The following is a 12,470-nucleotide window of genomic DNA, read 5'->3' on the forward strand; positions in this document are numbered from 1 at the left end:
GCGCGCGCCTAGCCGACGGCCACGGCGGACTGCACCACGCCGAGACCGCGCATCCGCGGTTCGGACTGGATGTCGACCACCTGCCCGTCGATCACATGGACGTTGCGCTGCGCCCGCGCCGCCAATTCCGGATCGTGCGTGACCATGATGATGGTCGCACCCTCGGCATGCAGGTCTTCCAGCAGCTGCATGACGCCGCGCGCCATCTGGGTATCGAGATTGCCGGTCGGCTCGTCGGCCAGCAGGATCTTCGGCGAACCGGCCAGCGCGCGGGCAATCGCCACGCGCTGCTGCTGGCCGCCCGAAAGCTCCGACGGAAAGTGCTTCACGCGCGCCGACAGGCCGACGCGCGCCAGCGACTCCTCGATCCGGCGCTTGCGCTCGGCAGCGTTGAAGCCGCGGTAACGCAGCGGCACGTCGACGTTGTCGAACAGGTTCAGGTCCGGAATCAGGTTGAAGCCCTGGAAGATGAAGCCGATCTTCTCGTTGCGCAGCCGCGAGCGGGCGTCATCGTTCATGCCGCGCACGTCGATGCCGTCGAGCAGAAACTCGCCGCCGGTGAATTCCTCGAGCAGGCCGGCGATGTTCAGAAACGTGGTCTTGCCCGAGCCACTGGGTCCGGTGACGGCCACGAACTCGCCTTCGCGGACATGGATCGAGAAGTCGCGCAGTGCGTGGGTCTCGATCAGATGCGTGCGGTAGACCTTGGACAGGTGGTTCATCTTGAGCATGGGCTTCTCCTTGCGTATCAGTGCAGGACGACGCGCTCGGCGCCGTTGAAATCATCAGTTCCGGAAATCACGACGCGGTCGCCTTCGGCCAGACCGCCGAGAATCTCGACCTTGTTCAGGCTGGTGGCACCGACTTCGATCGCGGTGCGCACGGCGCCGCCGTCTTTCACCACGTAGGCAACGCGGCCGGCGCCGGTGTCGAGGAACGGCCCGCGCTGCACCAGCAGCACGCCCTTCTTCTCATCGAGCAGGATGCGCGACGACAGCCGCTGGTTCTGGCGCAGGCCTTCCGGCTGCGACCCGCTGAAACGCACGCGGGCGGACACCTGCCCGGCCACCACTTCCGGCGACACCGCGCTGATCTCGCCCGGCCAGGACTTTCCGCCGCCGGTGATCTCGGCCGGAATGCCGGTCGCCAGATCCTTGGCGAAGGTTTCCGGCACCTTGATCTCCAGCTCCAGCGCGCTGAGATCGACCACCGTCATCAGCGGCAGATCGCGCGCGACGCTGGCGCGCTCGGCGACCAGCAGCTGGCCGATCTGGCCCGCCACCGGCGAGCGCAGCGCCAGCTGCGACACCTGCCGTGAGAGATCGGCCACTAGCAGCTGCTGACGATCCCGCGCCAGCTTCTTCGATTCGACATCGAAGCGGATCTGCTCCGGCTCCAGCTTCAGGTCCTCGCGGGCACGGGTCAGCGCGAACTCGGCCTTCTCCAGCGCATCTTCGTTGCGCAGCACCTGCAGTTCCGAATACGCGCCCTGCTCGAAGGCCTTGCGGCTGCGTTCGACCTCGCGCGCCGCCGTGTTGCGGTCGACCTGCGCCCGGTCCACGGCTTCCTGCACCGTCAACTGCTGGCGGCGCGCCTGCAGCTTGGCGCGCTGCCAGTCGATGTCGAGCGCGGCCAGCGCGGCCTGCTCCTGCGCGAGGCGGTTGGTCAGTTCCGGGCTGTCGATGACGGCGATGACGGCGTCCTTCTCGACGCGATCACCCGCCTTCGCCTTCAACTGCACGATGCCGGCGGCCGGTGCGTACAGGGTCGGGCTGACGGCGGCGACGATCCGGCCTTCGGCCGCGATGTCGCGCACGAAATCGCCGCGCTCGACCGTCGCCACGCTCAGCCGGCTCAAGGCCACGGAGGCGTCGGCGGACAGCACGCGGCGCGCGCCCGGCACCAGCAGCGCAATCCCGATCAGCAGCGCGGTTCCGGCTGCGATCCACGGCGCAAACCGTCGCCATGCGGGCGGCGCTGCCATCACTCGATCCTGCGCCGTGGTTTCTCTGAACATGCCGCTCCCCTGACCGCGCGTCGGCGGCCATCGTGTTGGATGTGAACGTTGAATGCCGGGCTGGCGTGTCCGATCCCGGCTGGCTGCCGTGCCCGCTAGACCCAGACCATCGAACGACTGCGCTGGCGCTTCACCAGCCGCAGGTTGCAGACCGTGGTCGACGGCGGCAGCCCGTCGGCCGCCGCGTCGGTGGCGCTGCGGCGGCACGGAATGCCGTTGTTCGGAATGTGACCGGGCTCGACATCGCTGCCGGTGCGGATCGGCCGCGGTGGGCCTTTCGCGCCATCGTCGGGTGCCACGCTGCCGCCGCGATCACTGAGTGCCGACATCGCCGGCAGGCTCAGAGCCAGACCCATCAGCAGCGCTGCCAGCCGGTTTCGCTTCGTGCTCGACATCATCCCTCTCCCGTTTGCGCCACATCTGATGCGCAATCCGCGTGCCGGGATGTCGAAAGTGCTCAAGTCATTGTTATTATTGTTTTTATCTGCGAAAGGCCGATCATGTGAAACTGTCCGCGGACACTGCCCGGACAACTGCGGAGGACCGTGCGGACAGAGTGCGAACGCAGCGCCGGGTGCCCGACGGTGCGGACATCCGACCGCCGAGTGCGCTCAGACAGTATCGCTTCAGCTTCCGGTCACGTTCGCCAGCCAGGCCGTGCCTTCGAACCACTTGTTGTAGAGCGCGTCGTAGGTGCCGTCGTTGCGGATCTGGTTCTGGAAGTTGTCGAGCCAGTTCAGGAAATCCGGATCGCCCTTGCGCACGGCCCAGCCGAGCGGCTCCTTGGTGAACGGTTCCTTCAGATGGATCAGCGTGTCCTTGTACTGGGCGATGTAGACGGTGTTGAACGGCAGGTCGTAGACGAAGGCGTCGGCGCGGCCGTTGCGAACTTCGAGCGCCGCATCCGCCTCGGTTTCAAAAGTCTTGATTCTGGCCTTGCCGAGGTAACGGCGCGCGGCGATCTCGCCGGTGGTGCCGAGCTTGGTCGCCACGACGTACTTCGGATCGTTCAGCTCCTTGACCGACTTCACGGCATCGGCATTCTTGCGATGCAGCAGGATGGTCTGGCCGATGATGATGTACGGGTCGGCGAAGTTGACCTGCAGATTGCGCTCCGGCGTGATCGTCATGCCGGACATGAGGATGTCGAACTTGTCGGTCAGCAGCGCCGGGATGATGCCGTCCCACTGCGTGTTGACGAAGGTCACCTTGACACCCATGTAACGCGCCATCAGCTTGGCCAGATCGACATCGAAACCAATGATCTCGCCGCGCTTGTCGCGCATCTCGAACGGGATGTAGCCCGCTTCCAGACCGACTCGCAGCTCGCCACGCTTCAGGATCTGGTTCAGCGTCGACTTTTCCCACAGCGCCTGATCCGCCGCCTGCGCGGTGCCGGCAACGCCGAACACGGCGGCGAGGCTGATCAGCAGGGACGAACACCGGGCAGCGACGACTTTGCGCAAGGACATGGAGGTACGGTTTTCGGGTAGACGATGACTGCCGGACTTTAGCATCGACCGTGCCGCGTTCCGCTTGACCGGACCATGCGGACAACCGGACCGATCGCGATCACCGCTGGGCGCAGGCGCCGAACCGCGAGGGCAGCTGTCCACGCACCGCAAAAAAAAGAGCCAGCTTCGAGACGAAGCTGGCTCTTCCAATTCGGCCTGAGCCGAAGCTCAAGCCCGGGCGTTCTGGCCGCCGGCAGTCATCCACCTGCCGGCCGCCAGATCCGCCGGATCGTGCGTTACTTCATCCGACGCACCTGCAGTCCCTTCCGACGCCGCAGCAGTGCGGCGAGGCCGAACGCGGCCAGCAGCGCCGCACCCGCCGAACCGCCGCCCGATGGTGGCGCGGTGGTGATCGAGAAGACTGCCGCGCGCAGGTTCGGACCGGTTCCCACCGACAGACCGACGATCGTGTTGGTCGCCGCGTTTGCCGACGAACTGCCGCGGACGGCCACCGTGTCACCCGCTCGCACGGTTCCCGCCGTGGTCGTGAACGGACCGCCGTTGAGGCTGTACTCGCCACCGGAAACCGCAATCGGCACCGGCACTTCGAGCGCGGTGATGGTCACCGTGTTCGACGTGAAGACCGTGCTGCGCTCGGCGTCAACCACCGCCGTGAAGTCGATCGGCCCGGCGAGCGCGATCGCCGCACGAGTGGTCACCGTGAACGTCGAGCTGACGCCGCCGATGGTCACGGTGGCACCGCTGACCGTGGCGGTCGACGTGGCTGCCGTGATCCGCGCGGCCACCGTGTTGCCGACCACGACCGTACCCGGCGTGCTGACGAACGGACCGCCATTGATGCTGTAGCTGCCACCGGCGCTGACCGTGATCGGCGTTGGGGTGTTGAAGCCAGCGAGGGTCACCGTGTTGCTGGTCTGCACCGAGCCGAGCGCGGCGTTGTTTGCGGCCGTGAAGCTGAACGCGTCCGGCGTGGCGTCGTCATCGTTGGTGATGGTGATGGTCTGCGAGGCCGGCGAGCCGACGGTGGCACCCGTGGTCGTGCCGAACTGCAGCACGATGGTCTCGTTCGCTTCCTCCAGCACATCGCGGACGATCGTCGCCGTGATGCTGGCGGTGGTCGTTCCGGCCGGGAAGCTGAACTGGGTGGCGCTCAGGCTGTAGTCCGTGCCATTGGTCGCCGTGCTGGCTGCGCCAACGACGACCGGCACCGTCAACGCCGACGAGATCGGGAAATCCAGCGTCGCGGTGATCGTCACCGTCGTGCTGCCCGCGCCGGTACCTTCCGCCACCGATTGCGTCGCCAGCGTGTAGCCCACCGTCGGACGGATGCTTTCCGAGTTCGCCGTGGCCGTGGTCGACGCCGTGCTCGGGTTGCCGGCCGCATCGGTGATCGCGCCCGCCGGAATGCTCGCCGTCACCGTGCCGTTGGCCGTCATGCCGGACACCGCCACCGTGTAGGCACTGCCCGTGCCAGTGACGACCACCGAGGTCGGACGCGCGGTGCCGCCGATGACCACATCCGCCGGCGTGAACTGCCCGGTGGCTTCGTCGAACTGCACGTTGAAGAGCACGAACGGCGTCGTGATCGGCGAGCCCTGACCGTTGCCGACCGTCAGTGCCACCGTCGGCGGAATGCGATCGATGATGGTGACGTCGCCCGCAACGAAGTTGCCGTTGCCGGCACCGACATCGCCCAGGGTCTGGGTGTTGGCAATGCTGGTGATGCTGTCATTGTCGATCACATCCAGCCGCACGCCGCCGCTGCCGGTCCCGGTGCCGAGCGTCACCGTGTAGGTGGTGCCCGAGCCGGTCACCGAGGTCACCGCCACGCCAGCCAGCGTGCCGCCCGTGGTGGTGGCGGCGAAGTCCGCAGCATCGACACCGGACACCGCTTCGCTGAAGGTCACCGTGTAGCTGACGTTGGCGACATTGACCGGGCTGCTGCCGACACGCGTCACGCTGACCACCGACGGTGGCGCTGCCAGGGCCGGTGCGTTGCACGCTGCCGGGCCGGTGATGATCAGCGACACCGCGCGGATGCTGCCGGTGTCGATCGCGAACCCGTCCTGCACCTGCAACTGCCAGGTGCCGTTGGCCGGCGTGCCGTCAAAGCCCGACAGCGCCGACGACGGACGGAACGTGCCGGTGAACGGCGCGGCGGCCGAACCCTGCGACTGAATCGTCGGCCCGGTGCTTTCATCATCGAGCACCGTCTGACAGAAGTTGTTGCCGCTGCTGCCCGCGTTGTCGATGACGCGAATGACCTGACCGGTCGGCGACACCACGCGCACTTCGAGGTCGCTGACGAAGGTGTGGTCGATACCGACACCCGGGGCACCGATGGCCGTGCTGCAGGTCGCGCCGTCGATGCTGACGTCGAGATCGCCGACAGCGCCGTTGACGCCGGAGACGACGATCGGCGCGTTCACCGAGACGCCGCTGTCCGGAATCGGAATCGGCGCACCGGTGTAGCTGAAGCGAGCCGGAGTGGCCGGCGTACCCGTCGGCTTGCTGAACGTGGCCGACTGCGGGCTCGTCGGGTTGTTCGACGACAGCGCCGCCGTGAAGCTGATCGGCGTGCCGCACAGGAAGTTCGGATCAACCCGGAACCGGAACGGCGTGCTGTTGCTGGCGGTGCCGCCGGCCGCGATGTCCGGATAGCCCGAGAAGCTGCTGAGCAGGGTCACGCCCGGCGTGGTGGTGGCGAGCTGCACCGAAACCGGCGAGGCTGCTGCGAGGCCGACATTGCTCACCGGCAGGCTGATCGAGAAGATTTCATTCGATTCGATGGTGCCGTCGCCGTCACCGACGATCTGCGTGACGACACCGGCCCCCGCCTGCAGCGACGGCTGACCGACCGCGCCGCCGGCCTGCAGCGCCGGAACCGGCATGACAATGCCGACGCCGGTCGTGACATCGACACCCGGCACTTCGATATCGATGGCCGTCGACGTCAGCAGGTTGCGGACTTCCGGCATGGTCAGATTCGGCAGCGCCGAACGAACGATGCCGGCGATGGCGGCAGCATGCGGTGCCGCCGCCGAAGTTCCGTAGAACGTGGCGAAGCCCGGGGCCGACGTGGAAACGCCATCGGCTGCCGTGATGTCCGGCTTCTGGCGCAGCACGCCGCCATTGAAGGTGCGGTTGCCGGGCGTCAGTTCGTCACCGGTCGGGCTCAGCACGATCCGGCGCGGGCCATCGGAACTGAAGGTTTCGCTTTCGTTGGCACCGGTGAACAGATTCGGGAACGGGCCCTGCACCGTGATCGGATCGAATGGATCAGCGGCAGGCGTCGCCGCCGTGCTGAACGCGTTTGCCGCAGCGCTGTGGCCGCGCGTCGCGCCGGTCGTTGCGAGGGTGGCATCGAGCAGACCGCGGAACAGGATCAGGTTGAAGGCCGGCACGCTGGTGGTGGTGCCGGCGGCGAAGCGCGCGACCACGAGACGTTCGCCCGTGAAGGCGCCACCGCCGATGAACTCGATCGGGAAGTCGTCGCCGCCAACGCCGTCCTGACTGTCGGCACTGGCATCGAACACCGTGGTCAGGGTTCCGTTGAGATCGTAGAGATCGTAATCGGTGGAGGCGAAACCCTCGTCGAGGGTGGCGTGCTCGGCCCAGATCAGGATTACCGGCGTGCCGCCGTCACCGCCTTCCACGCGGATCGAAACGCCGCCATCGCCGAAGTCGTGAAGCTCGCCGGCGCCTGCGAGCGCGGTCGGCGTTGCGGCAGCCGAGACCGCGAAGTCGCCTTCCCAGGTGCCCGAGGTGCCGTCGGCGAGGTTGCCCTCGTTGCCGGCCGACGAGAAATACAGCACGCCATTGGCGGTGACCGTGTTGACCGACTGTGCGACCGGGCCGTCCTGGAACGGCGATTCGTCGAGGTAGATGATGTCGTCGACGATGATCGTGCAGCCCGCGTCTGCCAGATCGAGGATGTTCTGCGCGAACGACGCCTCGCCGTTGAACGCGGTGGCAAAGCCCAGTTCCGCGTCCGGCGCGGCATCGTGGATGATCTCGAGCATCGCCGTTCCTTCATCGCCACCGCCTGCCTGATCCGGCAGCACGAGGATGTCGGCCGGGAGGTCGCCCGACGCCTGGGAATCCGCCAGCGAGTCGATACCGTCGGACAGCACGCAGATGCGCTGGCCGGCACCCGTGGCGCCGTACAGGGAGGCCGCGTCATCGGTCCCGTGCGCCTGCACGCCTTCGGAGCGCGTCAGCGCGTTGCGGAACGGCACGCGGCCCGGACGACCCTGCGGCACGACGACCGGACCCAAGGTCTTCGACGCGTGGGTGACCGCCGGAATGGCCTGGCGGACCTTGCGGACTTCGGGCATCGCGGCGAGCAACTCGAGATCGGTCATCCGCACGCGGGCACGCACCGTGTGCCAATCAAAGATGACCCGCTTCGGCGTGACGATGACGGCGTCGATCGAGCGCAGTTTCTGCAGCACGGCGCGGGCGCCGGTGGCCTTGGTCACGGCGATTTCGACCGCCACGCGACCATCGGCTTCCGGCTTGACGAAGCGGAAGTCCGGCAGCGCCGCCATTCGCGCATCACCCTTCTGCTTCATCATCGCCATGAACAGCCGCGAATCGATCTTGGCCTGCGCTTTGGTCTTCGAGGCCTTGATCTGCTGCAGCATGGCGATCTGCGCCGCCGCTGAAGGCTGGATCTGCGCCGGGGCCGCAACACCGGCAGGTGCCGATCTCGCCTTGGCAGCTAGCGATTTCGACGGAAGCCCGGCATGGCCGATGGTCGACATCGACGCAAACGCCCCCAATGCCACCGGCAACAGCAGGCGTCGCGCCGAGGCGCTGGGCCGGAATCGGCTGGACGCCGTGCAGCGACGCCAGATCCGATTCGCCATCTCTTTGATCGTCATCATTATTCTCCCGAGTGAACCCCGAACGAACCGCGAGTGCTGCGATGACGGGCCAAATCCTTGCGGTTGGTCCCGTCGGTGATGAGGCCGGCCACCGATCCGGCAGGTCGGCGGGCAGCCGACCGGAAGTGGTCGCGAACGACCACGCTGTTCAACGGAGGATCAAGGGGATGCGCCGCGCGTTTCGCGACGTTTTCAGCCGATCGAGCAAGGCCTGGCGCGGCCCCGCACCGGCGATCGATCGCTGTGACTGGTGCATGAACAATCTCCCCGAAGCCGCTCGTTGATCGTGCGCCGCCGAAATCCATCCGGTTCCGGTCTATCCCGCACGTCTTGTCACGAAACTATCACAGCATTCGTCAAAAACCATAGGGCAGTCTTGAGCTTTGACGAATGGCAACATGCTGCTGTGCAACATGAAAATGACGAACTGATCATCAAATCAGGTGACATTCGCTTCAATTTCACATTCGCTTCGCTTTTCCAACATTTGTCGAGTCAATCGGGTTGGCCGAACGGATTCGAACATGGTGCTTCGCTTCACATCGCTCCACGGATATCGCCGGTTCCGACGCAGCAATCGGCAAACCGAGAAAGCCTCGTCAACCGCCCGATTCATGCTCGCTGGCCGCGGCAGGCGTTTGCCTTTATCCTGAGGGTTGGCCTTGCAGACAGCTGCGGGCCCTCCGCATCGCGCGGGCCGCAGGGATGGCGGTCCGCCCGAGTCGGAGTCACGCCTCGCGACGTGTCGAGGCGCAACGCTTCGCACACTGCAACAAGGAATCGGGATGGACCTGACGACATCAGTCGCCTCGCCTGCGGCTGGGCCCGCTGCGGCAAGCGACGTGAACCCGTGGCGCTTCTGCGTCGCGCCGATGATGGATTGGACGGATCGGCATTGTCGGTACTTCCACCGCCAGCTGAGCCGTCACGCCCGCCTCTACACCGAGATGGTGACCACCGGCGCCCTGCGCCATGGCGATGTGCCGCGCCACCTGCGTTTCGACAAGGCCGAGCATCCGGTCGCGTTGCAGATCGGCGGCAGTGACGTGCCGCTGCTGGCCAATGCCGCCGAACTTGGCGCGCAGTACGGCTATGACGAACTGAACCTGAACTGCGGCTGCCCGTCCGATCGCGTGCAGGATGGCGGTTTCGGTGCCTGCCTGATGATGGGCCCGAAGCAGGTGGCCGCAGGCGTGCTGGCGATGAAGAAGGCCAGCGGTCTGCCGGTGACAGTCAAGTGCCGCATCGGTGTCGACTACAGCGAGGACTACACCTTCCTCCGCGATTTCGTCGAACCGATCGCCGAAATCGGCTGCACCACGTTCATCGTCCACGCCCGCAAGGCCTGGCTGAGCGGCCTGAGCCCGAAGGAAAACCGCGAGATTCCGCCGCTGCGCTACGACACGGTCTACCGGCTGAAGCAGGAGTTCCCGACGCTGACGATCTGCATCAACGGCGGCATCCACACCATGGATGAATGCCTGACCCACCTGAAGCATGTCGACGGCGTGATGCTCGGACGCGAGGTCTACGAGAACCCGTACCGGCTGGCGGAAGTCGACGCGAAGCTCTTCGGCGATACCCGGCCGGCGCCGAGCCGGGTCGAGGTCGTGGATGCGATGTACGACTACATTCACGACGAACTGGCCGCCGGCAACAACCTGCATCACATCACCCGGCACATGCTCGGCCTGTACCGCAACCAGCCGGGTGGCAAGCAGTTCCGCCGCGTGCTCAGCGAACACGATGCCAGCCGCGACCCGGACTGGGACACCATCGAGGCCGCGCTGGCGCAGGTCGAACGGACCACCGACGCCAGCAACTCCAAAGCCGCCGCGTGAGACGGCGGCCGGGCACCACGCCCGCCACCGTTCGCGGCTGCGGGCGTTTGACGCCATGACGTCGCCGATCCTGCTGCTGTCCGATCTGCATCTGCCCGATGCCCCGTCGCCGCTGCGCGAGCGCTTCCTCGAGTTCCTGACGGGACCGGCGCGGCAGGCGCAGGCGGTATACCTGCTCGGCGACCTGTTCGAGGTCTGGGTCGGTGACGCCGAGGGGCTGCTCGCCTATGCCGATGAAGCGCGTGCATTGCGCGCGCTGCACGACGCCGGCGTCAGCGTCGCGTTCATGGCCGGCAATCGCGACTTCCTGCTCGGTTCCGCCTTCGCCGAGGTCGCCGGTCTGCGACGACTCGTCGATCCGATCGTCGTCAACCTCGCCGGCACGCCAACGCTGCTGAGCCATGGCGACTCCTGGTGCACCGACGACATCGGCTACCAGCGCTGGCGGCGCTTTTCGCGCAACCCGCTCGCGCAGGCGATCTTTCGGCGGCTGCCGGCGCGCTGGCGGCAGGCAATCGGCGGCACCGCAAGACAGCGCAGCAAGGTCGACAAACGAGCGAAGCCGGCCGAGATCATGGACGTGAATGCTGACGCGATCACGACCGCCTTCGCGCAGTCCGGCGTACGGCGCATCATCCACGGCCACACCCATCGACCGGCCGACCATCTCGATGCTGCCGGCCGCGAACGCATCGTGCTGGCGGACTGGCGGCCGGACCATTGCGAGTATCTGCAGGTCGACGACGACGGTCTTCGCCGTGTCGTGCTGCCGTCGTCAGGCAGCACCCGAGCTCGGGAGTGAACGATCGTGCATCGTGGTACAGCTGATTACTCCGACTGGCGTTCGATGCGCGAACTCGATGTCGAAGCCGGTGTTGCCAAGGGCACCGCGTTTCGCGCGTTCAAGCAGCTGGCGGCACAGTTGATCGAGGGTCAGGACTTCCTCGTGCTCGATCATCAGACGCACGCAGGCCTCGCTGCAGCCTTGCATGCGCGCGATAGGCTCTATCGCGGCTCGGTCACGCCGGTGCTGCTGGCACCGGAGGCCGCCGCACGCGTGCGCGCCGCGATCGGGGTGATCGACAGCCGCTCATCCGCACAGTAACGAGCCTTACCGAAAGATTGCACTGCAGCATTGGCGTCGGTACGATTCGCCTTCCTTTTACGGAGCACCCCATGAGCGCCCTCGACTTCCTGAAGAAACTCCCCGCCGCGTTTGACGCCAGCGCCGCCAGCGGCACCGATGCCGTCGTCCAGTTCGCGATCTCGTCGCCGGCTCACCTGGTGATCAAGGGCGGCGCCGCCCAGCTCGTCGAAGGCACCGCCGGCAACGCCGACGTGACGCTGACGATGGAAGACGACGATCTCGTCGCGCTGCTGAAAGGCGAACTGAACGGCATGACCGCGTTCATGACCGGCAAGCTGCAGCTCGACGGCGACATGATGCTCGCCCAGCGCATGACCAGCTTCTTCGACGCCTCGAAGCTCGGCTGACGCTTGTCCGATCGGCCTACATTGCCGGTCGTGATCGAAACCCCGGACCTTCTGGCCCGGGGTTTTTCGTTTGTGCTGGGTCCTGAAATCGACCGTGGCAGCGAAAGGCTCACCTTGCGCGCTGTACATCGGCCGCAGTACGGCTCGATCTGCGCCGACTGGCTGACGCCCGATCTCGCCCGCCGCATCGCCGCCGGTCGCCGGCAGCCGATGGCCAAGGCCGCGGGGCTCCACAAGCCGCGAGAGCCCGGCATCGGCCCGCTGCGCATGCTCGATGGCACGGCCGGCCTCGGCCGCGACGGCTACACCCTGGCGGCGCTGGGCGCGGAGGTCACGCTGGTCGAGCGCAACCCGACGGTCTGCGCACTGCTGCAGGATGCCCGACGCCGGGTGCTGGACGATCCCCGCGCCGCCGCCATCGGCGAACGGATCCGCGTGATCGAAGCGGTCTCGTCGGCCTTCATGGCGCTGCCCGAACATCGGTGCCGCTGGGACGTCGTCTACCTTGACCCGATGTACCCGGACGATGGCAAGGCGGCGCTGCCGTCCAAGGAAATGCAGCTCCTGCGCGATCTCACCGGCGGAGATGCCGATGCCGACGCGCTGCTCGAACCGGCGCTGCACGCCGCGTCCCGCCGAGTCGTGGTCAAGCGGCCAGCGAAAGCGCCGCCGCTCGCCGGCCGAAAGCCGTCCCTGAGCTTCGACGGGACGCAGCTGCGCTTCGATGTCTACCTGCGGCAGCCGAACGGCTGAC

At 66.7% G+C, this 12,470-nt stretch carries 11 protein-coding genes; 6 read left to right on the forward strand and 5 right to left on the reverse strand.

What is annotated here, in order from left to right; genetic code table 11:
* Positions 1-8: 8 nt before the first annotated feature.
* From QZ951_RS08450 to QZ951_RS08470, 5 genes are all read right to left on the reverse strand, one after another.
* Complete coding sequence (locus tag QZ951_RS08450; protein ID WP_293000102.1) at positions 9-731, reverse strand: ABC transporter ATP-binding protein; 723 nt, start codon at positions 729-731, stop codon at positions 9-11.
* Positions 732-748: 17 nt separating this feature from the next.
* The gene (locus QZ951_RS08455; RefSeq protein WP_293000103.1) at positions 749-1,984 is read right to left on the reverse strand and encodes an efflux RND transporter periplasmic adaptor subunit; all 1,236 of its coding nucleotides are present in this window, start codon (positions 1,982-1,984) and stop codon (positions 749-751) included.
* Between the two features lie 128 nt (positions 1,985-2,112).
* Positions 2,113-2,412, reverse strand: coding sequence for a hypothetical protein (locus tag QZ951_RS08460; RefSeq protein WP_293000104.1), 300 nt, complete (start codon positions 2,410-2,412; stop codon positions 2,113-2,115).
* Positions 2,413-2,643: 231 nt separating this feature from the next.
* Positions 2,644-3,489 (reverse strand): transporter substrate-binding domain-containing protein, encoded by an 846-nt coding sequence (locus QZ951_RS08465; RefSeq protein WP_293000105.1) that lies wholly within the window; start codon positions 3,487-3,489, stop codon positions 2,644-2,646.
* Between the two features lie 278 nt (positions 3,490-3,767).
* The gene (locus tag QZ951_RS08470) at positions 3,768-8,138 is read right to left on the reverse strand and encodes a S8 family serine peptidase (protein WP_293000106.1); all 4,371 of its coding nucleotides are present in this window, start codon (positions 8,136-8,138) and stop codon (positions 3,768-3,770) included.
* Between QZ951_RS08470 and QZ951_RS08475 the strand changes: the two genes are divergently transcribed.
* The 6 genes from QZ951_RS08475 to QZ951_RS08500 all read left to right on the forward strand — a co-directional run bounded on the left by QZ951_RS08475 (position 8,137) and on the right by QZ951_RS08500 (position 12,469).
* On the forward strand, positions 8,137-8,460 hold the full coding sequence (locus QZ951_RS08475; protein ID WP_293000107.1) for a hypothetical protein: 324 nt from the start codon (positions 8,137-8,139) through the stop codon (positions 8,458-8,460). The two genes, QZ951_RS08470 and QZ951_RS08475, sit on opposite strands and share 2 nt — an antisense overlap.
* A 706-nt stretch (positions 8,461-9,166) precedes the next feature.
* Complete coding sequence (dusA, locus tag QZ951_RS08480; protein WP_366943839.1) at positions 9,167-10,222, forward strand: tRNA dihydrouridine(20/20a) synthase DusA; 1,056 nt, start codon at positions 9,167-9,169, stop codon at positions 10,220-10,222.
* 55 nt (positions 10,223-10,277) lie between these two features.
* The gene (locus QZ951_RS08485) at positions 10,278-11,024 is read left to right on the forward strand and encodes a UDP-2,3-diacylglucosamine diphosphatase (RefSeq protein ID WP_293000109.1); all 747 of its coding nucleotides are present in this window, start codon (positions 10,278-10,280) and stop codon (positions 11,022-11,024) included.
* 45 nt (positions 11,025-11,069) lie between these two features.
* A complete protein-coding gene (locus QZ951_RS08490; protein ID WP_293000110.1) occupies positions 11,070-11,327 on the forward strand; it encodes a hypothetical protein in 258 nt (85 codons plus the stop codon).
* Between the two features lie 71 nt (positions 11,328-11,398).
* Positions 11,399-11,716: an SCP2 sterol-binding domain-containing protein gene (locus QZ951_RS08495; RefSeq protein WP_293000111.1), complete on the forward strand. Its 318-nt coding sequence runs from the start codon at positions 11,399-11,401 to the stop codon at positions 11,714-11,716.
* Positions 11,717-11,788: 72 nt separating this feature from the next.
* On the forward strand, positions 11,789-12,469 hold the full coding sequence (locus QZ951_RS08500; protein ID WP_293000290.1) for a class I SAM-dependent methyltransferase: 681 nt from the start codon (positions 11,789-11,791) through the stop codon (positions 12,467-12,469).
* Position 12,470: the final 1 nt, after the last annotated feature.

Origin of the sequence: Nevskia sp., from assembly GCF_021732705.1 — a bacterium.
GTDB lineage: Bacteria > Pseudomonadota > Gammaproteobacteria > Nevskiales > Nevskiaceae > Nevskia.